The sequence below is a fragment of the Mesorhizobium norvegicum genome, from assembly GCF_004919685.1.
Lineage (GTDB): Bacteria > Pseudomonadota > Alphaproteobacteria > Rhizobiales > Rhizobiaceae > Mesorhizobium > Mesorhizobium norvegicum.
In genome coordinates, this window is record NZ_SMYZ01000044.1 from 48,832 (window position 1) to 75,013 (window position 26,182).

Genomic DNA, 26,182 nt, shown 5'->3' on the forward strand with positions numbered 1-26,182 from the left:
CCCGTTGGATGATATTGAGCGTCAGATATCTCCCTGCTGCGACGTCTGTTCATCGCGAGGGTTGAGGAGTGCGTCCACGATCAAGGCGCCAAGCAGCACCGTGCTTTTGACCAAGTTCTGGACGGTGTAAGAGATGTCGAGGATCGTCATACCGTTGAGCAGGAGGCCTATCAGAATCGTGCCGACCAGCACGTTGCGGACACCCCCTCGTCCACCAGTGAGACCGATGCCACCCAGAATGACCACCAGCAGAACGTCGTAGATGAGTGTCGAATTGACCATCCTCATGTTCATGCTGGCGACGGAGGCCGCCGTCACGCAACCGGCCAGGAAGGCCATCACGCCCGAGAGCACGTATTGAAGAATGATGACCGGCCTGACGGGAATACCCGTGATCCGTGCGGTCGAGATGTTGTCGCCGATAGCGTAGATGAACCGTCCGAATCCTGTCCTGCGAAGAAAGAAATAGAGAGCGGTGGCGCACATTGCGAAAAGCCAGATCGGGATCGGGATGCCTAGAAAGCTACCGCGCCCCAGAAACAGGAACCAGTTCAGATTGTCTGGCACATTGTTGACATCGAGCGTGGCGATCACGCCGCGCCCCAGTCCGTAAACGATCGCCGAAACAGCAAGCGTTGCGAAGATCGCGGGGATTTCGACATAGGCAATCAGAAAGCCCATGACGATCGCGACGACGATGACGAAGGCAAGGCCGAGCACCAAAGCCGTTGAAAAGGCGTAGCCCTGGTTGGCGAGAACAATCGAGAACGTCAACGACACGGCCATCACCGCGACCAGCGAAAGATCCACACCGCGGCCGATCACGACGACAGCCATGCCGAGGCTCAGCATCCCGAGCATGGCGACATTTCGGATCAGATTTAGGATGTTGTCCCGGCTGAGAAAGTTGTCGAGCGTGATCGAGAAATAGGCGAAGAGAGCGATCGAGACGAGGAACACGATCAGCTCCTGCGTCACGCCGATGCGATGGTGGACGCCTTTGCGCGCGGCATTCGATGCCAGGTTTTGAGGGGTGCTTGACACGGTCATTTCCCCTTTCCGGCGAAAGCAGCAAGGCCACGCTTGGCATCGTCGCTCCTGAAAGTCCGCTGTCCCAGTATCGCTTCTTGGCGGAACGCCTCTGTCAGCGGCAGATCCTGCAATGTGAGTGCTGCTTCCTTGATCGTCTGGACGGCGGTTGGGCTCAGGCTTGCAATCTGGTGCGCTGTTTCAAGAGCGACACGCTCGACGTCCTGGCTATCCACCGCCTGATTGACCACGCCTTTGGCGAGCATCTCGGCCGCCGTAAAACGCCGCGCGGTCAACATGATCTCCATCGCATGGGCGTAACCGATCTGCCTGACCAGACGCACCAGCGTCCCGCCGGCAGGCACAAAACCGAGCGTCGCTTCGGGCAGCTGGAAAATGGCGTCATGCGACACAATCCGGATATCGGTCGCGAGCATGATCTCGAAGCCACCGCCAAAGCACATGCCCCGGATCGCGCTTATGATCGGCTTGAAGAACCCGGGGAACTTGATATGGGCCGGGTCCCAGGCGGAAATGTCGAAAGTATCCGCGGCAAGCGCCGGAATGGATTCCTTCAGGTCGGCCCCGACGCAAAAGGCGCGCTCGCCGCTGCCCGCCAGGACGACTGCCCGAATGGCATCATCATCCTTGGCGGCCTTGAAGGCGCGGCCCAGATCCTCATACATGGCCAAGGTCAGCGCATTGAGCTTCTCGGGTCGATTGATCCGGACAGTGGCAACGTAACCGTCTTGGGTAAGATCAATCCCCATCTAGATCGCTCCCCCGGCCTTGAGCGCATGCAGCTCCTCTGGAGAAAGGCCTGCCAATTTCCCAAGGATCAGTTCATTGTGCTCTCCTGGCGCGGGCGCCGATTGGGGAGCGGCCTCAACCGCTCCCGAAAGCTTTATCGGCAGCCCAAACATGCCGATAAGTTTGCCGGCAATCGGAACTTTGACGATCATGTTCCGCGCGGCGATGTGCGGATCCTCGACGACTTCCGCAATGGTCTTGATAGCGCTCAGCGGGATCTTGTCGCCCGCAATTTCCTCCAGTTCGGCCTTGGTGTAGCGGCTGAACCAGCGGTTAAGCAGCGGATTGACCTTTGTCTCCGCCACTATCGGATCGAAGCGCTTCTCCATCGTGTCGATCGTAGGGTCGGACGCCTTGTCGGGCTCGCCGAAGAGAGTGCAGGTAATTGCCCAGAACTTGTCCGTGTAGCCTCCGAAGAACACGTAGCCGTCCTTGCAGGGAAACTGGCCGTAGGGTCGCACGAAGGGATGTTCATTACCGAGTGGTGACGCGATCTCGTTCTTTGCCGTGTAGCGAACAACGGCATTTTCCGTCAGCGTAAGCACAGAGTCCTGCTGTGAGACGTCAACCACCTGTCCGAGGCCGCTTTTTTCCGCCTCGCGCAGGGCGGCGAGAGTGCCGATAGCAGCATACAAGGACGCCGCGAGGTCGCCGATGATGGTGCCCACGCGAACCGGTGGCCTGTCCGCATAGCCGTTCATCGACCACAACCCACCTGAAGCCTGCCCGGTGTTGTCATAGGCAGGCTTTGATGCGTTTGGGCCGCTGCGACCATAGCCGCTGATCGCGGTATAGATCAGCTTGGGGTTTTCGGCTTTGAGGACTTCGTAGCCGAGACCCAGCTTGTCCATGGTTCCCGGTCGAAAATTCTCGACCAGCACATCGGCCCGGCGTACGAGCTTTTTCAGAAGCACCTTGCCTTCAGCGGATTTGAGATTGATCGTAATTCCGAGCTTGTTGCGGTTGAACTGCGAGAAAAATGCGCTGAGTTCCTCTCCCTCTTCGCCGACGAAAGGCGGGAAGCTACGCGCGTAGTCCGGTTCGTCCGGATGCTCCACCTTGATCACGGTCGCACCAAGGTCAGCCAGCAACATCGAGCAGAACGGGCCGGCGACGACACGTGTGATGTCGAGGACAGTCAACCCGCTCAGGGGGCCCGTCCGTGTTGGAATCGCGTCATTTTGAAGTGTTTCGGTCACGTCATTCTCCCGGAAAACAAGCCTGGGAGATATCTGCCCGGATTTTTGGATCGCGCAATGAACATTGCCGGCCGCCGCATCGCCGACCGACAGCAAGTAATTTTTCAGCATCACGGTACCGCATGATCTCAGACCTTTTCCGCCCTGATCAGCTCAAGTACATCCTTGGCGCGATCGACGCGCACGTCATGGTTCGCAGACAGCGTCGACGCTACCCTGTCGATCTCGTCACCGGTTGCGCCGGCCACAATTGCGATGTTGCGCGCGTGCAGCGCCATATGGCCTCGCTGGATGCCCTCGGTGGCCAATGCACGCAATGCCCCCATGTTCTGCGAAAGCCCAACTGCCACCGCCACCTCGGCAAGTTCCTGGGCACTCTCAACGCCGAGGATCTTGAGGGCGGCACGGGCTGCCGGATGGGTCTTTGTCGCACCACCCACAAGGCCCAGAGCCATGGGCATTTCCAGAGTACCGACAAGATGGCCCCTGGCATCGATTTCCCATGTCGACAACGAAGTGTAGCGGCCTGAGCGCGAAGCCCACACATGCGCGCCCGCTTCTATGGCCCGCCAATCGTTGCCAGTGGCCACCACGATCGGATCGATACCGTTCATGATGCCCTTGTTGTGGGTGGCGGCGCGGTAGGGGTCGACGATGGCAAGGGCACATGCTTCGACAATGCCGCGGGCGATACGATCACCCTTGTACTCTTCGGTCTGCAGCGTCTCGGGGGCGACTGTAACCATCGCGCGGGCGATGCGCAGATCGGCAAAGTTGGACAGAATGCGAAGTCGCACGACGCCGCCGGTTATCGCTTCGATCATCGGCGCTACGGCTTCGGCCATTGTATTGACCGTGTTTGCGCCCATGGCGTCACGCACATCGACGATCAGGTGAACGACAACCATGGGGCCGGCAGCCGTCTGATCAAAGACGTGGACTTCGACATCGCGGCACCCTCCGCCAAGCGATATCAGGACCTTGTCCTTGACATTTGCAGCAGCAATGATCGCCTCTCGTTCCCTCAGGATGCGGGCCCGCGCGCCGTGCGGGTCGCGCACTTCAAGAACTTGCACCTGTGCCCGCATGATCGGTCCGGTGCTCGAGGTGAAGAAGCCACCACTCTTGCGGGCAAGCCTGGCCATGTACGACGCCGCTGCCACAACAGATGGCTCTTCGACGGCCATCGGGATCAGGTAGTCTCGGCCGTTGATCGTAAAATTGGTGGCCACGCCGATCGGAAGTTCGAACGTGCCGATCACGTTCTCTATCATGCCATCGGCAAGCATAATGGGCAGACCGCCAGGAGCGAAGGCCTTGCGCTCTGCATCGGTCAGCGACACGACATCGCCCACCCGGCCAAGTCTCTCAGCTGGTGAAAGATTACGCAGGTTCTCGATACGCGAATTTATGGCGGGACGCGTTCCGCCGTTTTCTGTGTCGGTCACAGGCGCCTCCCACGCGATGTGTAATTTTTCTTCTTGAAACAAGAATGATCATTGTTACCATCTCACGAAAGGTACAGATCAAAGAATTTGTCTGAATCTGTACCCATAGGAGGCGACGTTGAGGGCGACAAATCCAAGCGGCAAATCCGGTGAAACTCTTGCGGAGAATGTCGCAGCGCGGCTGGTCCAGGATATTGCAGCGGGCAACCGGGCGCCGGGAAGCAAGCTCCCTTCGATCAGGAACGCAGCCCGCGAATACGGCGTGTCGAAGAACACCATTGTCGAAGCTTACGACAGATTGGCGGCATCCGGTCATGTGACGCCGAAGGCACGGTCCGGATTCACGGTCAGCAAGACTGCACAAACGAACGGAACGAGGCCAAAGCACGTATCGGAAGCCGTCGACATCGCTTCGCTTCTCAATGCTCAGTTGGAGGAGAGTTTCGAGATTCGAGTTGGTGACGGCCGCCCGCCCCCGGCATGGACCGAGGAGTCCGAGATAAGGCGTCATCTTGGGTTGTTCGGTCGTGGCCCTTCCCCGGGAGCGGACGCTTACGGGTCCGCCTGGGGCTTTCCGCCTCTGCGGCAGCAGATTGCGCGACGCCTGGTAAACCAACACATTCAAGCGACTGAAAAGGAAATCCTGCTCACGTTCGGTGCCAATCATGCGCTCGATCTTGTCGTTCGGGCGTTCCTCGCACCTGGCGACGTCGTACTCGTTGATGAGCCCGGATATTACCCTCTCTTCGCCAAGCTCAAACTGGCGCAGGTCCGGGTTATTGGCGTCCGGCGCCTGCCTGACGGACCAGATATCGAAGACTTTGCGGAGAAGGTTTCGGCGGAGCGGCCAAAACTGTTCTTCACGCAGTCAATTGGCCATAATCCAACCGGCGGTTCCATCAGTCTGTCTGTCGCGCACTCTATTCTCACCGTTGCGGCGAAGCACAACGTCACCATCATCGAGGACGACCCTTTTGCGGATCTCTCGCTGGTTCCACCCAATCGGCTTGCGACGCTCGACCAACTCAACCACGTGATTTCGATCGGCACATTTTCGAAGACCCTGTCCGCCAGCCTGAGGTCAGGCCATATCGCAGGCCGCGCTGACAAAGTCGCCGCGCTTGCGGAACTGAAGATGCTGACAACAGTGAACAGTTCCGGTCACGTCGAACGGCTCCTTCACCGCCTGACGTCCGAAGGCCACTATGATCGCCACCTCAAGCGCCTCGCGCAACGCATCGAGACAGCAGCAACTCGCGTGCATTCGGCCCTCAGCCGAAATGGCCATTCGATCTTCGCCGGCAACGGCGGCGGCTACTACCTCTATCTCATGTTGCCCAAAGGTATCGACGACATAGAACTCGCCCGACTGGGCGCCAAGGAGAGCATTTTCATAGCGCCTGGAAGCGTCTTTTGCATCGACAAACAGAGTCCAATGGCCGCCGGGATCCGCATAAATGTGTCACGGGCGGATGACGAAAGGTTTTTCGACTTTCTGCTGCGAAAACTCTCCTAGTTGCGGGCACCAGCACCACAGGTACCCGGCGCGCCCACATGACACTGGTGCCGCTACGAATGAACCGATGGCGCCTTGGGATCCGGAACGTTCTCGCCTCGACCGCCGCGCGGAAGGGCTCCGCGCAGTCCTGCGGATAAAATCCCAGACGGTTCGCGCCGCTGTAGTCGACCATCTTCAGCTTGTTGTTGGAAGTGCCGAAAGAAATCGCGTGGCCGACGCGCGGCAGCCCGCACAGCAGTTTCAGTGTTGCTTTGCCGAGCGCAAAAGCATCCCAAAGAGGTCACGCGGCTCATCGGGATCGGCAAGGAGGTCCAGTTCCTCGTAAAGGCCGGTATTGGCGAGTTGGTCGCGCACGTAGCGCAGAGCGGAGAAATCCTCCGTGGCGAAGCCAACGGAATCGAACAGCGTCACTGCCTGGTTGTCGCTGCGCCCCTCCGCCGTTCCAGCCATCACCTCCCACAATTCGACGACGGGATGATCCGGATCGAGCTGCTGGATTTCACCCTCGATGCGTGTCTGCGGAGTGTATTCGACAAATATCTGCGAACGCAGCAGGATGTCACGATGGAGTTCCGTCTTGCCCGGGCAGTCGCCGCCGACCGCGTTGATGTGGACGCCGCTGCCCACCATGTTGTCGGTGAGGATCGTCGCATACTGTTTGTCGGCGGTAACCGTGGTGATGATATGCACTCCCTCTACGGCGGCATGCGCGGAAGCACAGGACGTGATGTCGAACCCCAGTCCCGCCAGATTATCCGCGCATTTGCGCGTGGCCGCCGGATCGATGTCGTAGAGGCGCAGCCGATTGACGCCGAGCAGCGCCTTGAAGGCGAGGGCCTGGAATTCCGACTGGGCGCCATTGCCAATGATGGCCATGCTGTCCGCACACTTCGGCGCAAGGTATTTCGCGGCCACCGCCGAAGTGGCAGCCGTGCGTAGGGCGGTCAGGATGGTCATTTCGGAAAGCAGCATCGGATAGCCGTTGCCGACATCAGCCAGGACGCCGAAGGCGGTCACGGTCTGGCGGCCGTCGCGCGTGTTCTTGGGATGACCGTTGACGTATTTGAAGCCATAGAGGCGACCATCGCTCGTCGGCATCAGTTCGATCACGCCGTCAATGCTGTGCGAGGCAACGCGCGGGGTCTTGTCGAACAGTGCCCAGCGACGGAAGTCGTCCTCGATATAGGCTGCGAGATCGGTGAGGAAGCGATCGACGCCGATGGCAAGCACCAGCTTCATCATGTGGTCGACGCTGACGAAGGGAACGATATTCAGCTTGGCGTTCATCGATCAAAAGCTCCTGGTCGGCCGGTCCATGATACGGCGGCCCATCAGGCTTGCCGTCAGGTCGACCATGAGTGTGGCGGTGCGGCCGCGCTCGTCGAGAAAGGGGTTGAGTTCGACCAGATCGAGACTGCTGACCAGGCCGCTGTCCGAAAGCATCTCCATGACCAGATGCGCTTCGCGAAACGTTGCTCCACCCGGAACGGTCGTGCCAACCGCGGGAGCGATCGACGGATCGAGGAAGTCGACATCGAGACTGACATGCAGCAGGCCATTCTCGACCGTCACCCGGTCCAGAAAGGCACCCAGAAGCGGCGCGATGCCATGTTCGTCGATGGCGCGCATATCGTGCACGGTGACGCCCGCGGCGCGCAGCGCCTGCCGCTCGGCCGGATCGACGCTGCGAATACCCAATGTGCAGATGCGGGTCGGGTCTATCCGCTCCGGCAAATCCGGAAAATAGCCGTGGAAGCCCGGCTGGCCGCTGGCATAGGCAAGCGGCACGCCATGCAAATTGCCGCTGGCGGTGGTGTCGAGCGTGTGAAAATCGGGATGCGCGTCGAGCCACAGCACGAATAGCGGCCTGCCGGTCTGCGCCGCGCGACGGGCCAGTCCCGACAGGGTTCCAGCGGAGATGGAGTGATCTCCGCCGAGAAAGATCGACATGGCGTCCGCGCTGGCGGCATAGGCTGCATCCGCGATGCCCGCTGTCCACGCTGAAATCTCCGGCAGCGCCTTCAGCGCCAAATTGCCATGGGCGATCGGGCGCACCGGCGTCGGCGCGACGGTGCCAAGATCAGCAACCGCATGGCCAAGGTCCCTGAGGGCGCCGACCAGCCCCGCCGTCCGCAAAGCGCTCGGTCCCATTTCGCAGCCCATTCGGCCAGCGCCGTCCTGCACCGGCGCACCCAATATGTTGCAGTTCATGCAAGCACTCTCCTTCTATGAGGCCTAGGAGGTGTTGAACCGTATGCTGCCGGCAGAATGAATAGAGCTGATTGGCAAAACCAGCAGTAAGAGTTATCGTTTTGAGATATCAGGCTGCCATATTGGACAATTGTGGATTCTCTCGACCAGAAACTCATCACGCTCCTGCGCCACAGCGCGCGGCGGAGCATCTCCGACCTGGCGGCGGATCTTGGCGTGTCGCGCGCCACGGCACGCTCGCGAATGGAGCGGCTTGAACAGTCCGGCGAGATCATCGGCTATACGGTCATCTTGCGCGCCGAAGCGATCAGCTCGGCTGTCAGGGGCATCATGATGATCGAGATCGAAGGCCATGCCGCCGATCGGGTGATCCGCGCCCTTGGTGGCTTTGCGGAAGTCGCTACGATTCATACGACCAATGGCCGCTGGGATCTGGTGGTCGAGCTCAACACGGCAACCCTCACCGAGTTCGATGCGGTGTTGCGCCGGATTCGCCTAGTGCCCGGCATCACGGGCAGCGAGACGAGCCTGCTGCTGGCCACGCCGCGCAGCACAAAAGCTCGTCTTTAGGCACGGCTGCGTGGATTGAGGTCGGCGGGTCTGCCTCGGCGCTGCGTCGATGGAAGCGGCCTTCGCTATTGCGCCATGGCGCAAATGGTAAGCGCCGCTACCCGTGCCCGCTGCGCAAGGGTGGCGATTTCGATATACTCTTCCTCCGTATGTGGCTTGCCGCCGACCGGGCCGACGCCGCAAATCGTCGGCGCGCCGGCACTTGCGGCAAAGCCGGAATCGGCACAGCCACCGGTGAACTCGCCAGCAATATCGAGGCCGATAGTCCTTGCGATAACGGCTGGTCAATTCCTCGCTTTGCGGTGTCGGAACGAGTGGGAAGAAGTCGCTGTCGCGAACGGCTTTCGTGCTGGTCCCCGATACGGACGAAGTTGCCATGATGGCATCGATCGCCTCTATCAAAGCGTCACGCTGGGCGTTGGTGACGAACCGCACATCCACTTCGCCGCTGGCCATTGGCGCAACCGTGTTGACCGATACGCCGCCGCCGACAAGGCCGACATTGAGCGTCATGCCGTCCTCGACATTGGTGAGTGCATGCAGCGCGTTGATCTTGTGGGCCAGCTCGGCAATGGCGCTGGCGCCTTCAGTGAAATTGACACCGGAATGCGCCGCCTTGCCGGTAATGTCGAAACGATAGCCGAAGCCGCCCTTGCTGGGAGCCCACACCGCCGTCGGGACGCTTTCAGCCTATGCGGCAACCAAGGGCGTGATCGACCACACTGGTGAAGTACTTCGCCGCTGCGCTCGGTGAGCGCGGCATCCGCGTCAACGCCGTGGCGCCGGGCATCGTTGCAACCGACATGTCGAACTTTGCCAAGACGGACGCAGGGCAGGCATACGCGCTCGGTATCCAGTCGCTGAAGCGTCTTGCCCAGCCGGACGATATCGGCGGTGTCGTTGCCTTCCTCGCCTCCGACGACGCGCGCTGGATCACCGGCGATACCGTCCGGGTCGATGGCGGCTCGAAGCTCTGAGGTCTCTCGGCCAGCGCCAGGAGCGAACCCGATGTCGAGGTCAGTCGTCCAAAGAGATAGGTCACCAAATCGTCCCGTAAGGCGGTCCGGACGTTTGACGCTTGGGCGACAGGCGAGCTTCTGGGTGTCGGCGGGCGTGGTCGCCCATACGCTTTGGACCAGCGCCGCACCGGCCATGGCCTATCAACTCTATGCCGAGGAATGGCGCCTCACCCATACGGTGACGACGGGCATATTCGCCATCTATCCCGTTGTCGTCGTCACTATCCTTATCCTCTTCGGGGACATCTCCGACCATATCGGCCGCCGGACGACGATGCTGCTGGGACTTGGTGCTTCGCTCGCCGGTGTGTTCTTGTTCGCGGTCGCGCCCAGCGTGCTTTGGCTCTTCGCTGGTCGTGCCTTCATGGGCGTTGGCGTCGGTCTGACCGCCGGACCTTCGACGGCAGCGGTACTGGAATTTAGTGCCGAGGGACAGGCGAAGCGGGCAGCATCCATCACAGCCGCCGCCCAGGCCTTTGGCTTGGCCGCGGCTCTGTTGCTGGGCGGCGGGTTGACGCAATACGCGCCGTGGCCCACCCATCTCAGCTTCTGGGTCCTGTTCGCTCTCATCGCCCTGCTGTTTACCGCGACCTGGTTCCTGCCTCGTCACGTTAGCGGTCACGCCGCTAGCCGCTGGCGTCCGCAGCTTCCGTCGCTGCCATCCGGTTTGCGGCCGGCGTTCGCACTTGCGTCGATCGCGGTGACGACGGCCTACGCACATGGCGTGCTGATCCTGTCGCTCGGCGGGCAGGTCGCCCGCGACCTTGTCGGTTCGCCCAACGCCCTGGTCAACGGCACTGCGCTCTCGCTTTTCGCAATCACGTTCGGCGTCCTCGGAACCTGCTCGGCGCTTACGATGCCGACAGCTTCACCGACGACGGCACTGGCCGGACCGTGGTTGCATATAATCCAGCGGATGACTTCCACTTCGTCTGACGGAGAAGGCAACAGAGCTCCAACGTGAAGCGTGCGCCGGATTGGCCCGGCGTCCGCTTCACATCTGAAACTTGCGATATCCAGGAGAAGCAGCCCGGCCTACCTCTCCCGGAAGGCGCGCTGGAACGAATCCACCAGGGGCTTGGTCAGATAAGCCAGAAACGTTCGCTCGCCGGTTGAGATGAATGTTTCGACCGGCATGCCTGGATAGATCTGCTCGGGCTTGATCTGCGGCGGTAACTTGTCGGCCATTTTAAGCCGTACGGTGAAGTAAGGCAGTCCCGTGCTGGGTGTGATCAGCCGGTCCGCCGAAATGTAGAACACCTTTCCGGGCACTTTCGGCGTCGTACGCGCGTTGAGCGCCGTGAACATCATATTTGCGTCCTGCCCCACCCGGATTGAGTCGATATCTTCGGGCTTTATCCTGGCCTCGACAATGAACTCGTTCGTGGTCGGCAGAAGCTCCATTACCACCTCCCCAGCACGGATGACGCTGCCTTGGGAATTGTAGAGCGATCTAACGATGATGCCGTCCACCGGCGCCCGGATGGTCGTCCGGTCCAGAACCGATCGACCAGCGTTGATTTGTTCCTCGAGATCCGCGACCTGCGCCTGTGCTTTGTTCAATTCCGTAACGGCATCCTCGACCCGGCTGGTTGTAAGTCGTTCAATCTGCTGACGCGCTTCCACAGTCTGCGTCGCCGAGCTAGCGATCTGCGCTTCCAGAGACCCTGCCTGGCCTACCAACTCGGCGGTGCTGCGCAGAAGATCGGTGTATTCTGAACGATTTGTGAGTCCTTTTTCCAGCAGGTCTTTTTTTCGCTCCGTCTCCCCGCTGACGATCGCGATTTGATTTTCCGCTGCCTTCTTTTGAGCCCTTAGCCCGACAATCGCGTCCTGGAGGGCCGTTACCCTTTGCTTCAGAATCCCCTGTTCTGCGGCATAGCGCGCCAGCCGAGCCTGAAATTCCTTATTTTGCTCTCCGAAGACATCGCTGTATTCAGAAGCGTCTGAATAGGCTCCGAGATCGCCGGACAAGACAATTTTCTCAAGGCCGTCCCGCTCTGCCTCAAGCCGCGCAATGTCAGCTTTTTGGGCAACCCATTGCTTGAGAACGCGGTTGAGCTGGGACTGCGCCACCGTCGGATCGAGCACGATCAGGGCCTGGCCTCTTGAGACCCTGTCGCCCTCCCGGACCTTGATGCTGTTGACCACGCCTCCTTCGAGGTGCTGGATCATGACATTTTGCCCTGCTGCTGCTACCACCCCTGGCGCGATCGTTGCTCCTGCAATCGGTGCAGTGGCTGCCCAGAATCCGAAGCCGAGCAAGAAAACGGCCACGCTTCCATACCCCGCCAGCGTGATCCGATCGGTGCGTGTATCGACGTCGCGTTGCCAGCGATACGTCTTGGCGCCCGTCTGGATGGTTTGGCTAGGAGCCGTCATTGGCGACCTATCTCCACGCGTGTCGGTGACGGGAAAGGCACCACTCCTACGTTGTCACGTGACTGGGAGGTTGCGGGCGATGTGGCTTGGCCCTGTCGCTCGGCAAGTTTGTTGAGCACGTCCTTGGTCGAACCGTAGATCTCGACTTGACCATTTCGCAGCATGAGGATGCGATCGCATTTGGCTGCGAGGGAAGGTCGGTGGGTGATGACAAGCACGGTTGTTTTTCGTAAACGTGCCTGGATGATCGCACGCTCGAGCGCGGCTTCGCCATAGGTGTCAAGATTTGCATTGGGCTCGTCGAGCACCAGGATCTTGGGATCGCCGTAAAAGGCGCGCGCAAGGCCAATGCGTTGACGCTCCCCGCCTGAGAGACGAACGCCAGCGGGGCCGATCACAGTCGAGTATCCGTTCCTCTGCCCCAGGATGAGCTCATGCACCTGCGCCTGCTGGGCCGCCCGGACTAACTTTTCGTCGGCTGCATCGGGCTCAAAGCGCGAAATGTTCTGGGCGATTGTTCCTGGGAAGAGTTCGACATCCTGCGGAAGGTAGCCAATATGATGGCCGAGCTGCTCGGGATTCCAGTTTCGAATATCGCCGCCATCGATGCGGATCGCGCCAGAATGGGGTTGAATGGCACCGACGATAAGCCGCGCCAGCGTCGATTTTCCGGCCTGGCTTGGGCCGACGATGGCGACGGTTTCTCCAGCGGGGACCTCGAAGGTCACCCGCTTTATGAGCGGCAGCGCGCCGTCGGCCGATCCAGGAAGATGATAAACTATCTGATCCGCGCTCAACGCTCCCTCAGGGGCCGGCAATGCTATGTTTTCCTGCTCGCCCGATCCGGATCGGGAAGCCGAAAGCCTCTTCCATGCAAGATTGGCGTCGGTGATCTGCCGCCAACTTCCAACGATTTGATCAAGAGGTTGCAAAGCGCGCGCGGAAATCATCGAGGACGCAAATATCATCCCGGCGGTCATCTCGTTGTGCAGAACCAGATAAGCGCCGACGCCTAGTATCGCGATTTGCAGTACCGATCGCGTGGTGCGAGACACACCGCCATAGAATGCGTTGATGCGAGCGAGCCCATCCGAGGCGTGCAGCGAGGCGGAAAAACGGGCACCCCAGAACTCTATCGCGTTGGACACCATGCCGAGTGCACGGACCGTTTCGAAGTTTCGCGCGAAGGCCTGCGCCGAATTCATTGAGGCATTGAGATTCTCCGCCGCCTCCTTGCCGGGCCTCGAACTCGCGACCTGATTCAGCACGGCGATGGACACCATGAGAACCGCTCCGACGACCGTTACAAGGAAGAGCAATGGGTGGATGAAATAGAGGAGGCCCACGAAGATCGGCCCGAAAGGAAGGTCGAAGAGAAAGAAAATGGTTCGCGAAGCGATGAACCCCCGCAGGGTGGCCAAGTCGCGCAAGGCCTGGACATCGCCGAGCCCAGCGCGGGGGCCGCTCATTGCGGCGAGAAAAGACGATCCACCCAACGCAACATCGAGCCGCGCGGCGAGCCGGCTCGCATATATCCCCCGAACGACTTCGAGCACTCCGAAGAGCAAGAGCGACGAAAGCGCAAGTAAGGTCAGGTAGGTGAGAGTGTCCAGATTGGCTGCAGGCAAAACCCGATCATATACCTGCAGCATGTAGAGGGGCAGAATTAACACCAGGGTGTTCATCACCGCGGAGAAGAGGCCCATTTCGACCACGCTTCTCGATAGCACCGTTCTGTTCGAATAACTGGGCATCCCGAACTTGCCCCTCGGACAAGCGATCATATTAGACAAGTTTTATATATCATGCGGAGTTGTCATGCTATCGGTTGCGCATCTTTTGATAGCCATGGTGAAGACAGCCAGCGCAGCTGAGGCCTCACATCATGGTGAAGCCCTTGCGACTCTGCTGAAGATCACAAAGCATGAGCATCACGTCGCGATAGCACCCGTAGAGGAGCTGCGATCACGTCGGTGCCACGGAGACAATGACGCTAGGGTCTTGAGGATCCCAACCGTCCTCCCTGGAGCTGCTCCCGCACTCGCCCGCGACGCCTTTGCCTCCTTGCCGGGCTGACTGAGCTCGCGCTACTTCTAGGGCGCATTGCTCCAAGCCGGCGTTCGGATATTCGAATTTCAGCCCACCCTGTACCATCCCAAACTCCTTATCGTTGACGATGTCTGGGCGAGCTTGGTTCGGCCACAGGCGCGCCACGTACCGGGCAGCGACATGCGCCTTCACGCTGGATGCGCAAGTTGGCTTAAGAGCCGTGCGCTGTGCAGCTTACTGCCCGCGTGCAACCAGCCAAACAGACACTAGCCGGGTGAGTGGGCCGACGATCACGCTAGCCCAGGTGGTGGCGTGCTCTCGGCGGTTTTTACATTCTTGGCGGATCATATTTTGGACTTCAGAATAACCAAGTGGCGTCAGGATCCAGCTGTTAAGCTGGGACGATCTTCGCCACATTGGGCTGTTGTCGCCCTCGTTGCTAATCCGGATATTGAGACGATCCGCCTTCCGGAGCAGTCGCCGCGTTTTTATCTCCGCAATCTGTTCATAGTATAGGAACGTTTCCCAATAATGTCGGTACTCAGCCTTTTCCCGCTCCGCGGGCGTGCAAGCATTTGCCAGGTCGACGTCATAGGCGTGGTCGAGCGTCCTGATGGTTCGCCGGTACGCGTCAATTTCCAACAACTCTTTGATTTGTAGGGGTATCATACGGCTCCCCAGCCTGCGCGCCCAAAAGAGAACGCTACAAGCTCATATGGCGTTCAGTCCATTCCACTACTTGGATGAGCTCACAACGCAAAAGAACTAGGCGGCGAGCAGCACCAGACGATCTGGTTCCGAAAAGCTCCGGCTCGCAAAAGCCGCCACGAACCGGCGCTGGCAAAGGCAAAGTGGTCTGGCAGCAAGGCTGGTTAAGTCAAGAAGGAGCCGGCGAAGCGGGTCGTTTTCCCCCGTGCAAGCTTACTGATGATGACCTCGACCGCATCGCCGGCAAGCGCGATCAGCTCGAAGGCAAAATCCAGGCCCCTAAGGTATCGAGAAGGTGCGGAAGGACGTTGACGACTGGTATGGTCGGCAAGGCTGGTAGGACAGTATTCCGACCGTGCGTTCGGACCAATTGCGTTTGAAAGTCCGGTTCTGGTCCGGACTTCCCAGGTGCCCGCAGTAAAGGGCAGCAGTTGCTGCCGCTGATCGGGAAGCGTGGATTGGTCGGTCGCTCGCGCCTGCCGATCGGCGCGGACCATCTCACCGGATTGGACATGACAAAATTGTTCTCGAAAAGAAAGCTCGTCAAGGCGGATGGCGGCCGAACTATCCCGATATCAGCACTCCCCTATACCGGGCACCACCGATAGGCTTAATTGCGCGGTTGCTAATGTGCCAGTAAATTGACAAATGCGGGTGCGTAACCCCAAGCCCGCCGTAGTGGCCGGTGCGGTCCTCACGTCCCCCGGAGGGTTACCCACCCGCACCGGCCATTTCCCTTACGCTCTGGGTAGCGCTTACGGCTCGGTGCGTTACCGACCGGAAAAAGCGCGAGAGGGTGGCGTTGACCACCCAGAGGATCGATCCAGTTGCGGGGCGGAGACCAGCACTACGCTTGAGATCAATTCGAAATGTAAGACGGATCAAATCCGGCTGTTTTGATAAGTCCCGCATGGTCATGCAACTCGACCACACCATTGCGGAATGAAGCCAACCCGCTTTCTCGCAAATCCTTCAACACGCGACTTACATGCACAGCTGAAAGCCCCAACGCGTCGGCCAGCTCAGCCTGCGTCAGCGGACATTCAAAGCGGTCCGGATAGGTCGTTGCTGATCGATGTGCGCGGCAGGCCAGTTCAAGAAGAAAATGAGCCGTGCGTTCCACAGGATCCCTTCTACTGACTCCTGCCAGATGTTCCGCAACCCTGGAGTACCGCCTTGCCTCAGCCAGCAGGATAGTCTCGCAAATGGCCTGCGGATAGCGCGATAAACAAGTATGGACAGGACCGATCAACTCGATCGCAGTCACATCGGAAAGAGCCGTTACCGTCTCGCCCCCTTCTCCGCTGAACTCAATCAAGGCAATTTCGCGAGGAAGCGCAAAATCGACGATGACACGCGAGCCGTTCGGCAATGTCTTGGCGAATGCGGCCCATCCCGCAGTCACTACCAGGATAAGGGATCTGGCCTGATGCTCGCGTGCAATCGTCGTGTTCGCTGGATAAAGGCGGCGCACAGCCCCGGGCAGTACAGAGAATCCCTTTTCCCAACTCGCGTCAGCAAGCGTAGGTCCCCTCGCTAGCCCAAAAGCCTGTTTTGATAAGTCCATTTTGTCCTAAAAAGCCCCACCCATGATCGCCCCTTCGATCAACCTGAAGCTGCAAACCATCAACTGGACAAAAAGTTCCAGCTGTCCTTTCAGCCAAATGGCGTTGCAGCCTACCACTGTTGGGTCAGCCTTACCACTTTTGGGTGGATCCGTCGTGGCGCCCTGGCACAAAACGACTTCCAGGGGGATCGCGCACTTTCGTCCCGCTCGCAGCGAGTGTGTGAACCATTGGGATGAAAGTCGACCAGCGCTGGTCATCTCGATCGAAGCCGGCTCTAGCTACCGGAATGGCCTCAGCTACTTGCCCTGGGACTTCCGGCAGCCACCGATCGCTCGCCTTCGAACATCTTTTCTAGGCCGCGCCCAGCGAACGTCACCGCTACTTTGCGGTCGCTTCAGCCGATTAAAGCCCTCGCGAAACAGAACCGCTCAACTTGATAGCAGCCCTGCTTGACGCTTTTCTGGAAGTCCGTCGGGTACCGCGGGTCGAGCTGAAGCCGGAATAGCCAATCCCACTCGCGGATCGGGAGCCTGCAATTCTTGCCAAGGCGGGCCGGCGATCACCTGGGTATCTCTTTCGAGACCCTGCGTTGCGCCGGTCGAAACGATTTGCTCCATTGGCTTGGCTGCCGACTTCCGGCGTCGCAGGGCACGTTTGGCGTTGTAAGTCTGCCATCTTTCTTCGGCCACCTCCAGGTCGTCGAGTGCCGATATGACCGATGCAAGGCGGTTTTCGATTTGGGCAAGTCGCTTCCAGGCGGAAAGCAAGGCAACTGAAACCAGCAAACTGTAGGCCAAAACGACAACGGCTGCTCCTGCGGGACTTTCGATGCCGAATACAATCAAGGCCCCGGCTCCAATAAAAAAGGCAAGGGTCCCGTAGACCAGCAACCGGCCCTTATTCAGAAGAAGCATCAACGGCCAGGTTGCAGACAGCATCAGAATGGACAACGGTCTGCTGACCGCCCAAGCTACAAGCCCCGGAACAACGTCACTATAAGTATCCATATCAACCTCAGGCTGGACGAGGCCGGCCGCTTGCTCGGCGCCTGGGAGCGTAGGTTCTCCCTGCGCGCCTGATCGTGGTCGGTGGTGGCGTTCTAGACCTCCCGGAAGAGCGACAGATTTCCCGGCGAATGTCCTAAGGTCTGAAAGGCTTGTCGGGTAGACCAGATCGACCTTTAGCCGATTTACTACTCAATAATGGTAATGGCGACGATGTCCGCGAAGCTGTTATGTTTCCGGCTGACCGGTGACGGGATCGGTCGGTTGGGCGGAACAAAGCGATTGGGACTTGCCGGATGGCAGGGGGCGAACCCTTACATTTCATGCGGTTGAGCGCGCTTGACAGCTAACTGGCCGAACTATTTTGAAGCCATTCAGCCAACCAGCCAACGCTGGAGGGGGTGAGTTGTGCTGCTGATCGCAAGGATTCGGAAATGGCAAGTCCAACTGACAATCCGCTCATAAACCGAGAGTTTCTACCGCTCGACGTCAGGGAGATCCTTGATTTCTTCCTCCGTCGATGGAAGTTGGTGTTCAGCATTGCAGCGATTACCTTCTGTTTATTTGTTAGTGCCGCCTATGTAATTCCTCCATCGTACACGGGCGTTGCACAAATATTGCTGGATGCCCCGATCGACTATATGACTCCGCAAGATTATTCCAATTCTGACTTTGCCGACAATCCAACATTTATCGAAAGCCAGATCGCAGTCCTGAGATCCGCTTCACTTCTTCAGCAGGTGGTTGACAGCGAAAAGCTGACGGAAGACCCTGAGATCGGGCCGGCAGCGTTGGCATGGCTCCAGGGCTCGCTGGGAGTTTCGCGCGTCGGGCTTGGGAACGTCATTCAAATCGATACAAGCATGTACGACCCTGCGAAAGCAGCATCGCTGGCAAATGCGATTGCCCAAGCGTATCTCGCTGATCGAGTCAAATCCCGTTACGAAGGAGTCCAGAAGGCCTCCACATGGCTCAGCGATCGCGCCGCGTATCTGCGGGCAGAACTCAGTCGTTCTGAACAAGTTGTCCAGAAGTTTCGTATCGATCACAACTTGTTGGCGACGGCCGCGGGCAGCTTGACTGACCAGCAGCTGTCCGAATTGAATATCGCGTTAATCAACGCGCGCGCCGAATTGTCGGAGAAACGGGCACAATACCAACAAGTTGACAAGTTGCAGGCTAGTGGAGGCGACATCCAGTCGATGCCTGGCGCGTTGCAATCCGTTGTGGTCAGCGCCCTTCGGGCTCAGTTGTCTCTGGTCAGTCGGCGGGAAGCCGATCTTAAATTGAAGTATGGCGAACGGCATCCGGATGTCATGACGGCTCAGGCCGAGCGCCGCGACATCGAGGGACAGATCGCCGCTGAAGTCCAGCGTCTCACCGGCAATCTGAAGAATGAAGTGGACGCCGCCGAAGCCAGGGAAGCCTCTCTCGCTCGGGCCATGGACTCGGTATCCAACCGGTCCGAAATCGAAGGTCAGGTTGGCGTCCAGTTGCGCGACCTGGAGAGGATCGCCGCCGCGAACAAGGAACTCTTCGAGACCTTCCTGTCACGCGCGAAGCTCACCGAGGAGAAGTCCACCCTCCTCAACAGCGGCGTACGGGTGATCACCAATGCCAGTGTTCCGGTCTCGCCAAGCTTCCCGAACAGGCCTCTTTTTGCTGCCCTGGGACTTGTCCTCGGCATCTTCGTCGGGGGCGCCGGCGCCGTTCTTCGTGAACTTTTCGCTTCCGGCTTCATGGCAAAGAAGCAGATAGAGGACGAGCTGGCCGTTCCGGTTCTTGCGTCCATGCCAAGAATGCCGGGCTGGTCGAGAGACGCCCAGTCCCAAGCCCAACCTGTGGCCTATCTCGAACGCAGACCACTCTCCAGGTATAGCGAAGCCGTGCGGCGGCTCCGCCTGGGTATCGAGGCAACACCGGACCTGATCCGTTCGCCGCGCCTCATACTGGTGACATCGGCGATGCCCGGCGAAGGAAAGACAACCCTGGTATTGAGCCTGGCTTGCTCCGCCGCGGCCGACGGCGAACGGGTTCTGGTCGTCGATGCGGACTTGCGGCTTTCTGCTGCCACGGCTTTCTTCGGCATGGCGGATAAGGTCGGGTTGGTCGACGTTCTGACTTTACCGATGAGGGCTGCAAACGCAATTCATCGGGACGAACGCTCGGGGATTTCCCTCCTCCCTGCCGGCGCAAGGACCCGGAACCCGCCTGCCCTTCTTGCTTCCGCGCGAATGCGCTCGGTCCTCGACGAGCTTCGCGGGAGATTCGACACGGTGATCATTGACGCACCACCTGTTGGACCTGCGGCCGATGCCTCGATCCTAGCGAGGTATGTCGACAAAGTTCTCTTTGTCGTGAAGTGGCGTGAAACCTCGCGCGAGGCCGTTGCCGAAGGAATTCGCCATCTTGGCGGCCGGTCCAAGATTGCCGGCATCGCCCTGACAATGGTGGACGAACCAAAGCTGCCAAAATATGGCCGCTACACGTCCTTGGAAAGTAGTGTTTCTGACAGTTACTATCTCAACTAGAGAAAATATTTCGCCATGCTGCACGCTGACTTATCTCATAGTCGCTCTCAAGAGCCGGTAGGAAAAATTCACGACGGGGATTCCGCGCGTTGGTGCGTGGTCCAGACGCACCAACATTCCGAGAGCTTGGCGGAGAGGCACCTGTTGTCGCAAAACTTCCAAACCTATCTGCCCAAGCGAAGACGAACCGTTCGCCACGCTCGCATTGTCAGAACCGTCTCCAGTGCGTATTTCGACTGCTATCTGTTCGTCTCGCTGGCTGTTCATCAGCAGAGCTGGTACCCCATCAACTCGACCGTCGGCGTCCGGAAACTCGTCATGAGCAAAGGAATGCCGACACCGGCGCCATATGGTGTGATTGAGTCTTTAATCTCAGCAACCGATGACGACGGTATTTTGCACCCCGACATTCTATTGAGGCCAGGCCAAAGAGTTAGGATCATAGACGGACCGTTCTTGGACCAGCTTGGCGTTCTTGATCATGTCGGAAGTGCTGGAGCAGTCAGAATTCTCCTCGATATTATGAACCGGTCGATTCCAATTACGATCGACCGGGATAAACTTTCAGCAATTTCTTGAAGTCTATACGTTAGTTTTCACCTAACAATTTTGCGCGGAAGATGCCGAGACCATCGGGCAAGGAGGGACGAATTGGCACCCAATTCACCCTCGATGCGGCAGCTTGCAAAAGCCGACATCCCAGCCTTCAGGCCGGCATTGACATTGGATGCACGTCCCACCAGTCAGCCGCCAATGGATGGATATGGCGCCAATTCGACGACTTTCCGGCGACGATGAGCGATTGACTCTCGACGCGATCAACTGGGGAAACCCCTTGCAACCTTCACGGAAATCCAAACCCGGAAGCCACCGTCCCGCGGACCTTGGAGCGTCTCGGGATGGCCTGCAGCCGCAACAGTATCGTCGCTGGGCTCCAGAGGCCAAGGCAAGCATGCTGACCGAAACGTTGACGCCGGGGGCGAGTGTTCCAGCGCCAGCCAGGGTGGTTGGCACAAGCCCGTCGGGCAGCAAAGCAGATGCAGGTCTTACACAAACCGACGGAAGCGCCCCCTTCCTGCCCCTCGAGACGGTGCCGTCCCTGCCGATCGCCACAGAATTGTTTCGAGCATTCAATGAGAGCGGTCTGAAGTACGGAATAATTCAGGATCTCGCATCCCTGCAATATGGACTTGCGGGCCGAGACGATCTGGATGTCCTTCTGGACAAACACGACTACCCAGCCTTCTGCTCGATCGTGAGCAAGCTGCACGGCTGTCGCAGCGTGAGCCTGTCTTGCTACGACAATGTCTGCGCCGGCCGAGAGGACTGGTTCCTGCCCGACTTTTCGCATGGCCGCTATCTCCATCTCGACATGCATATCGGGGTCCGGGTCGGCTGGGAGTTTCGCAAGCGCTATCCGGTATTCGATCATGCGGCGATTACACGATGGGAGTCGATTTGCGTGGACGGCGTATCGATCCCGGTCGTCTCTCCCGAAGACGAGATTCGGATAGCAATTGCTCGCTTCGCCTTTCGGGCCTGGGCACTGCCTTGGAGACAATGGATCAGTATCGGGGACGGTTGGAAGGACCAATTTGCACGCCTGCCATTTCCGTCAGGCGAGCAAGGCTTGCACGTCGTGGAATACACGCTTGGCGGCGGGAGAATCGCGACCTGCAGGTTCCTGCAAAGCACCGACAGGTTGGTTGCCCACCGTGGAGATCTTTCCAGGCTGCGGCGTTCGATCCGGGAAATGTGTGGTTACACGGGACGTTACGGAGTAGCCGATGCCGTCGTCCATCTGGTCCGCAAGACCTCCTATCTCGCCTTGAGGTGCCTTCACCGCTGGATGCCCGGCGGGTTTCCACCAAAGAGACGGCCTTCGGCTGGTGGATTTGTGGTGGCGCTCGTAGGTCCTGATGGCATGGGGAAGAGCACTCAGGCTGATCGGCTGACACAGATATTTCGATGGAAATTTGGGTGTGCGCAAGCATATGTCGGAACCGGCGACGGCAATGGGTGGTGGCTTCGCAAGGCGTTACAGAGTCTGGTTTTTCCCTATAGACGCCGCCTGATGTCCTTGGCCCAGCAAGGTGGCAACAATTCCACTAGCCGAAATTGGTCGAAGGGAGGAGTTGCTGCTGCGGCGTTGGCATTGTGGGCAGTTTTGATCGCGTTTGAGCGATACGCTGTCGTGAAACGTGCACATCGATGGGCGACGCGCGGCCTGATCGTCATTTGCGACAGGTGGCCGCAAGCGCTCGGCAGGGGATATCTGGACGGGCCAACCATCCCACCACACCTGTTCAGCATCCCAGGCTTGTCAGCTCTCGCCCGGCTGGAGCAGAGCCTCTATCAGAAGATGGCAGAATGCCGGCCACACCTCACTTTGCACCTGGTTTCAGATTTTGCCGTCTCCGAGCAGCGAAAGCCGGGAGAAATCAAGAAGGAAGCGTTCGATGCGCGGCTATCGCTGATGGCGGAACTGCGAGCCAAGGACAAGAACATCCAAACCATTGACGCGAGCGCCGGCATAGAGGCGGTCGGGCGGGAACTTTTTAGGCATATCTGGCTGAATTTGTAGAGGCAGAGCGGGCGGCTCATCGGCCAGGGATCCATCCCCAACAGACCCTGACGCACGGCCTTCCGCCATCGCGAATCGACAGGTGTTCCCTGCCAGGGGGAAAGGCCGCCGAACGCTCGCGCTCGATGGCGGCTCGCCGCTAGAGGCTGTCTCATCCCGGCATCGGCATGGGGCTCCGACTCGAACGAGCCAATATGGCTCAGTCTCGGAAGAGCACCTGTTCCACCCGGCCCGCAGCGCCAAGCATTGAGGGAGGTTGCCATGTCCGACACCATACGCAGGACCGGCAGTTGCCTGTGCGGCGGCGTGCAGTTCTCGGTCCGCGGTCCGCCGCTCCGCATTGGTCTTTGCCATTGTAAGGATTGCCGCAAGGCCGGCGGCTCGGCCTATTCGGCCTTTGCCATCTGGCCGCGCGAGGCCTTCGAGAAGACGGGCCTCGTCAGCTCCTATGGCACGCGCAGCTTCTGCCGGACCTGCGGCGGCCGCGTCGCCTGGGTCGACGACAACGAGGCTGAGGTGATGATCGGCAGCCTCGACGTCGCGCCGACCGACCTCGTACCCGAATATGAATTGTGGACCTCAAGACGCGAAACCTGGCTGCATGCCTTGCCCGGCACCGAACAGTTCGAGCGCGACCGGCCAGCGGCGAACAGCGCAGAAGTGCCGGCGCCGAGGTCGCTGTCGGACGTCGATGCGGTCGCGTGAAATTTGATTTTGCGCTCGCCCTTTCACCCGGATGCGCCCCGGATTTCATGTCCCCTGAGGTATAAGCAAATGAAGATCGTTCATGTGCTCACCAGACTGCTTCGGGCAGGTTCCGAAGAGAACACATTGGCCTGCTGTCTAGCTCAGGCGCGGCACGGCCACGACGTGCTTTTGGTTCACGGCGAGGAGTACGACCCGAGTTTGCGGGCGTCCGTTGCCCAAGCCGTTCGGGTAGTGACCCTGGAAAAACTCATCAATTCGATTTCACCATCCCGTGACATTTCTGCGTTCGGGCAACTCACTCGCCTTATGCGCGATTGGCGGCCTGACATCGTGCACACACATCAAAGCAAAGCCGGCATCGTCGGCCGCCTTGCCGCCAAGGAAGCCAATATCCCTTGCATCATACATGGCGTGCACATTTTGCCTTTCGTCCATGTGGGCAACGCGCGGAGGCTGATATTTCTGGGTGCCGAACGCCTGGCCGCGAAGTTCACACGCGCTTTCATCGATGTCAGCCAGGCTATGCGCGACATTTGCATCGCCAATCATCTGGGCAGTCCCGATCAGCACCATGTCGTTCACTCCGGCTTCGATCTGGCACGCTTCGCGAACGCGCAATGGCCGCAAGAACCGCATCTGCTCCTGGGGACGGCTGTCGGAGAGCCAAAGCCACCGGTGGTCCTGATGCTGGCTGCACTGGAACCGAGAAAACGCCATGTCGAGTTCATTGAATCATTCGGGCAAGTCGTCGACCGAATTCCGAACGTGCGACTGCTGCTGGCCGGTGAAGGGCCAGCGCGATCCGCCGTTGAATCGGCCATTGAACGATCCCCGTTCGCAAACAACGTTCGTATGATCGGCTACCATTGCGAGCCTGAACGACTGATCAGCCTGGCGGATGTATGTGTGCTGACGTCGATGCGAGAAGGATTGCCTCGGGTCATGATGCAGTATCTGGCGGGTGGTCGAGCCAGTGTGGTCTCGCACTTGCCGGGAGTGGAAGAGGTTGTGAAGCATGGCGTGAATGGAATTGTAACGCCAGCGGACGACGTGGGCGCCGCAGCGGCGGCGGTCGCCGATCTTCTCCAAAATGAGCACTGCCGCGCTCGACTGGCTGACAGTGCGAAACTCACCGACCTTTCATCCTGGGGACTGGATTCCATGTGCGACAGGGTCGAGCTGATTTATCAATCCGTCCTGGAGTCAGCCCTTTCGGCCGCAAGGCCAAACGACGCACGAATTCGCGACCGCCTCGTAAAGCAAACCTCAGGGCTGCACGGATTTTGATCCCTTTTGCTGCTTCGAAGGAGCACGAATTTCCAAGGCTTACTTCTCGAACTGAACGAATACCCTGCTGTCACGCTCCGACAAATGGCGATTGGAGCTGACGGCAGGCAAGACAACCGGAGTACCGACGATGTGTATGCGTGCCGATCAGCAATTTCTTTCCAAGCCTTTGCGAATGAAGAATTGGGGCCGACGACTATTTCTCGGATACGAACCCGCGGCTGGCCGCGTGCTCGCATTGATCGGTGGCCTTGCCATTGCCTTTGTTCTGCTCACCGCGGATGCATCCCGCGCGGATGGATATACATTCGACACCGGTGACACCCTGCGGGTATCCGTGATTGGCGAGGTATCCTATCCGCTGGAAGTCGTGGTCGATGATCGAGGCTCGATATCACTTCCCATGTTGGGTGATATCCAAGCGCGCGGCCTCACCAGCGTTGCCCTTTCGCAGGCCATTCAGCGTGCATTTCAGCAGCAGAAGCTCATCCTCGAGCCCTTCGTGAAAGTGGAGATCGGCCAGTACCGGCCATTCTTTATTTCCGGAACGGTGGCTCATCCCGGATCGTACCCGTTTCAACCCGGAATTACTGTTCGCCATGCACTCGCCATAGCAGGCGGCTTCCGGGCTACCGCCGCGGGAAACACGGAGCCGGCCCTGCAAATAGCTGATCTCCGCAGCGCGCGCGCAGGTCTGGCGATCGAAGAATATCGTTTGAAGGTCCGGCTCGCCCGGCTCCAGGCCGAAAGCCGACAGGATAAGTCCTTCGTTGCTCCGCCGGATCCGCCAGTCGAGTTTGGCGGACACTTGATTGCCGAGATCGTCGCGTCCGAACAAGCGCAGTTGGACGCCCGGCTTGCCGCGTATCGGGACGACATTTCCTACCTCGATGTCTCATTGGATCAGGCCCGGAAGGAAGCAGATATGGTCGCCGCCGCGCGAAAAGAACGGGAAAAGACCGCGAACATTCAACTCGAGGAACTGCAATCTGCCCGATCACTGCGGGAAAAAGGTCTGATAACCAACTCGACTGTCATGACGGCGGAGAGAGCCCATACCAGCTATCGCGCCGAACTTGCTCAGACCGAGCTGCAGCAGGAACAAGCGCAGCAGGCGATGCTGAATTCGGAGAGTGAGCTGAGAAAAAAGAAGCAGGGTTATGAGATGGACTTGATCTCGCAGACCCAGGATACGCAGGTCGAACTGGGGAAAATTCAAAGTCAGATAAGGTACGTTGCCGACAAGCTTCTCTTTATCTTCACATATGGCGAGCAGAGGACCTTCGACGACTTGCAAGGCTCTGTGAAGATTTCGATTTTCAGGCGTGACCAGAAAGTCGCCCACGACATCGTCGCCGATGAAAATACGGAAGTCAGGGCTGGCGATGTCATCGAGGTTTCGATTGTGGCCAACAAAGGGTTCTACGCACCCGACACTTCCGGAACAATGGCGGCCCCAAAGGCGGAAGGCTCGGCCCTCCAGCCGAGTATTCTCGGCCAATAGCACGAACACATGCCCGCTTACTCGAGCACGGTTTTGCTTCAGGCCCGCGGTC

At 59.0% G+C, this 26,182-nt stretch carries 21 protein-coding genes and 1 pseudogene; 11 read left to right on the forward strand and 11 right to left on the reverse strand.

The window, feature by feature from the left end:
* Positions 1-21: 21 nt before the first annotated feature.
* The 4 genes from FCU66_RS18960 to FCU66_RS18975 are packed head-to-tail and all read right to left on the reverse strand — an operon-like array spanning position 22 to position 4,486.
* Entirely contained in the window at positions 22-1,050 is a 1,029-nt protein-coding gene (locus tag FCU66_RS18960; RefSeq protein WP_136621151.1) for an ABC transporter permease, read from the reverse strand.
* A complete protein-coding gene (locus FCU66_RS18965) occupies positions 1,047-1,799 on the reverse strand; it encodes an enoyl-CoA hydratase/isomerase family protein (protein WP_136621152.1) in 753 nt (250 codons plus the stop codon). The genes FCU66_RS18960 and FCU66_RS18965 overlap by 4 nt, the downstream gene beginning before the upstream one ends.
* Positions 1,800-3,149, reverse strand: coding sequence for a CaiB/BaiF CoA transferase family protein (locus FCU66_RS18970; RefSeq protein ID WP_136621153.1), 1,350 nt, complete (start codon positions 3,147-3,149; stop codon positions 1,800-1,802).
* 17 nt (positions 3,150-3,166) lie between these two features.
* Positions 3,167-4,486 (reverse strand): hydroxymethylglutaryl-CoA reductase, degradative, encoded by a 1,320-nt coding sequence (locus tag FCU66_RS18975; protein ID WP_136621154.1) that lies wholly within the window; start codon positions 4,484-4,486, stop codon positions 3,167-3,169.
* A gap of 118 nt (positions 4,487-4,604) precedes the next feature.
* On the opposite strand from FCU66_RS18975, the gene FCU66_RS18980 reads away from it, so the two are divergent.
* Positions 4,605-6,002, forward strand: a complete 1,398-nt coding sequence (locus tag FCU66_RS18980; RefSeq protein WP_136621155.1) for an aminotransferase-like domain-containing protein — start codon at positions 4,605-4,607, stop codon at positions 6,000-6,002.
* 243 nt (positions 6,003-6,245) lie between these two features.
* Here the strand turns inward: FCU66_RS18980 and FCU66_RS18990 are convergent, their stop codons facing one another.
* Both FCU66_RS18990 and rocF read right to left on the reverse strand, forming a co-directional pair.
* Positions 6,246-7,292: an ornithine cyclodeaminase gene (locus FCU66_RS18990; RefSeq protein ID WP_136621156.1), complete on the reverse strand. Its 1,047-nt coding sequence runs from the start codon at positions 7,290-7,292 to the stop codon at positions 6,246-6,248.
* Between the two features lie 3 nt (positions 7,293-7,295).
* Positions 7,296-8,216, reverse strand: coding sequence for an arginase (gene rocF, locus FCU66_RS18995; protein WP_136621157.1), 921 nt, complete (start codon positions 8,214-8,216; stop codon positions 7,296-7,298).
* A 132-nt stretch (positions 8,217-8,348) separates the two neighbouring features.
* Between rocF and FCU66_RS19000 the strand changes: the two genes are divergently transcribed.
* Entirely contained in the window at positions 8,349-8,786 is a 438-nt protein-coding gene (locus FCU66_RS19000) for an Lrp/AsnC family transcriptional regulator (protein WP_109670139.1), read from the forward strand.
* On the opposite strand, the gene FCU66_RS42815 is transcribed toward FCU66_RS19000, so the two are convergent.
* Positions 8,712-9,455: a peptidase dimerization domain-containing protein gene (locus FCU66_RS42815; protein WP_136621158.1), complete on the reverse strand. Its 744-nt coding sequence runs from the start codon at positions 9,453-9,455 to the stop codon at positions 8,712-8,714. The genes FCU66_RS19000 and FCU66_RS42815 overlap by 75 nt on opposite strands.
* 56 nt (positions 9,456-9,511) lie before the next feature.
* Here FCU66_RS42815 and FCU66_RS19010 point away from each other — a divergent pair, with 56 nt between their 5' ends.
* Entirely contained in the window at positions 9,512-9,763 is a 252-nt protein-coding gene (locus FCU66_RS19010; protein WP_246093948.1) for an SDR family oxidoreductase, read from the forward strand.
* Positions 9,764-9,857: 94 nt separating this feature from the next.
* On the forward strand, positions 9,858-10,769 hold the full coding sequence (locus tag FCU66_RS19015) for an MFS transporter (RefSeq protein ID WP_168992106.1): 912 nt from the start codon (positions 9,858-9,860) through the stop codon (positions 10,767-10,769).
* A gap of 71 nt (positions 10,770-10,840) precedes the next feature.
* Here the strand turns inward: FCU66_RS19015 and FCU66_RS19020 are convergent, their stop codons facing one another.
* The gene (locus FCU66_RS19020; RefSeq protein ID WP_136621160.1) at positions 10,841-12,187 is read right to left on the reverse strand and encodes an HlyD family type I secretion periplasmic adaptor subunit; all 1,347 of its coding nucleotides are present in this window, start codon (positions 12,185-12,187) and stop codon (positions 10,841-10,843) included.
* Positions 12,184-13,941 (reverse strand): type I secretion system permease/ATPase, encoded by a 1,758-nt coding sequence (locus FCU66_RS19025; RefSeq protein ID WP_168992107.1) that lies wholly within the window; start codon positions 13,939-13,941, stop codon positions 12,184-12,186. The genes FCU66_RS19020 and FCU66_RS19025 overlap by 4 nt, the downstream gene beginning before the upstream one ends.
* Positions 13,942-15,153: 1,212 nt before the next feature.
* On the opposite strand from FCU66_RS19025, the pseudogene FCU66_RS41970 reads away from it, so the two are divergent.
* Positions 15,154-15,284: pseudogene (locus FCU66_RS41970) on the forward strand (CsbD family protein); the annotation flags it as partial.
* Positions 15,285-15,803: 519 nt separating this feature from the next.
* On the opposite strand, the gene FCU66_RS19035 reads toward FCU66_RS41970, so the two are convergent.
* Both FCU66_RS19035 and FCU66_RS19040 read right to left on the reverse strand, forming a co-directional pair.
* On the reverse strand, positions 15,804-16,511 hold the full coding sequence (locus tag FCU66_RS19035; RefSeq protein WP_136621162.1) for a Crp/Fnr family transcriptional regulator: 708 nt from the start codon (positions 16,509-16,511) through the stop codon (positions 15,804-15,806).
* A 429-nt stretch (positions 16,512-16,940) separates the two neighbouring features.
* The gene (locus FCU66_RS19040; RefSeq protein ID WP_136621163.1) at positions 16,941-17,519 is read right to left on the reverse strand and encodes a hypothetical protein; all 579 of its coding nucleotides are present in this window, start codon (positions 17,517-17,519) and stop codon (positions 16,941-16,943) included.
* A 431-nt stretch (positions 17,520-17,950) separates the two neighbouring features.
* Here FCU66_RS19040 and FCU66_RS19045 point away from each other — a divergent pair, with 431 nt between their 5' ends.
* From FCU66_RS19045 to FCU66_RS19070, 6 genes are all read left to right on the forward strand, one after another.
* On the forward strand, positions 17,951-20,047 hold the full coding sequence (locus FCU66_RS19045) for a GumC family protein (RefSeq protein ID WP_136621164.1): 2,097 nt from the start codon (positions 17,951-17,953) through the stop codon (positions 20,045-20,047).
* A 15-nt stretch (positions 20,048-20,062) separates the two neighbouring features.
* A complete protein-coding gene (gene nusG / locus FCU66_RS19050) occupies positions 20,063-20,626 on the forward strand; it encodes a transcription termination/antitermination protein NusG (protein WP_136621165.1) in 564 nt (187 codons plus the stop codon).
* A gap of 373 nt (positions 20,627-20,999) precedes the next feature.
* Entirely contained in the window at positions 21,000-22,631 is a 1,632-nt protein-coding gene (locus FCU66_RS19055) for a nucleoside/nucleotide kinase family protein (RefSeq protein WP_136621166.1), read from the forward strand.
* 261 nt (positions 22,632-22,892) lie between these two features.
* Positions 22,893-23,336 carry a GFA family protein gene (locus FCU66_RS19060; RefSeq protein ID WP_136621167.1) on the forward strand — a complete coding sequence of 148 codons (444 nt, stop codon included), beginning with the start codon at positions 22,893-22,895 and terminating at the stop codon, positions 23,334-23,336.
* 69 nt (positions 23,337-23,405) lie between these two features.
* Positions 23,406-24,626 (forward strand): glycosyltransferase, encoded by a 1,221-nt coding sequence (locus tag FCU66_RS19065; RefSeq protein ID WP_136621168.1) that lies wholly within the window; start codon positions 23,406-23,408, stop codon positions 24,624-24,626.
* Positions 24,627-24,762: 136 nt separating this feature from the next.
* Positions 24,763-26,130 (forward strand): polysaccharide biosynthesis/export family protein, encoded by a 1,368-nt coding sequence (locus FCU66_RS19070; protein ID WP_246093950.1) that lies wholly within the window; start codon positions 24,763-24,765, stop codon positions 26,128-26,130.
* Positions 26,131-26,182: the final 52 nt, after the last annotated feature.

Coding starts and splice junctions, on each gene's coding strand:
- FCU66_RS19055 (WP_136621166.1), top strand. CDS start 21,000: ATGCTGACCGAAACGTTGACGCCGGGGGCGAGTGTTCCAGCGCCAGCC.
- FCU66_RS19070 (WP_246093950.1), top strand. CDS start 24,763: ATGCGTGCCGATCAGCAATTTCTTTCCAAGCCTTTGCGAATGAAGAAT.
- FCU66_RS19020 (WP_136621160.1), bottom strand. CDS start 12,187: ATGACGGCTCCTAGCCAAACCATCCAGACGGGCGCCAAGACGTATCGC.
- FCU66_RS18965 (WP_136621152.1), bottom strand. CDS start 1,799: ATGGGGATTGATCTTACCCAAGACGGTTACGTTGCCACTGTCCGGATC.
- FCU66_RS19025 (WP_168992107.1), bottom strand. CDS start 13,941: ATGCCCAGTTATTCGAACAGAACGGTGCTATCGAGAAGCGTGGTCGAA.
- FCU66_RS19060 (WP_136621167.1), top strand. CDS start 22,893: ATGTCCGACACCATACGCAGGACCGGCAGTTGCCTGTGCGGCGGCGTG.
- FCU66_RS19045 (WP_136621164.1), top strand. CDS start 17,951: ATGGCAAGTCCAACTGACAATCCGCTCATAAACCGAGAGTTTCTACCG.
- FCU66_RS18970 (WP_136621153.1), bottom strand. CDS start 3,149: ATGCTGAAAAATTACTTGCTGTCGGTCGGCGATGCGGCGGCCGGCAAT.
- rocF (WP_136621157.1), bottom strand. CDS start 8,216: ATGAACTGCAACATATTGGGTGCGCCGGTGCAGGACGGCGCTGGCCGA.
- FCU66_RS19040 (WP_136621163.1), bottom strand. CDS start 17,519: ATGGATACTTATAGTGACGTTGTTCCGGGGCTTGTAGCTTGGGCGGTC.
- FCU66_RS18960 (WP_136621151.1), bottom strand. CDS start 1,050: ATGACCGTGTCAAGCACCCCTCAAAACCTGGCATCGAATGCCGCGCGC.
- FCU66_RS19065 (WP_136621168.1), top strand. CDS start 23,406: ATGAAGATCGTTCATGTGCTCACCAGACTGCTTCGGGCAGGTTCCGAA.
- FCU66_RS19035 (WP_136621162.1), bottom strand. CDS start 16,511: ATGGACTTATCAAAACAGGCTTTTGGGCTAGCGAGGGGACCTACGCTT.
- nusG (WP_136621165.1), top strand. CDS start 20,063: ATGCTGCACGCTGACTTATCTCATAGTCGCTCTCAAGAGCCGGTAGGA.
- FCU66_RS18990 (WP_136621156.1), bottom strand. CDS start 7,292: ATGAACGCCAAGCTGAATATCGTTCCCTTCGTCAGCGTCGACCACATG.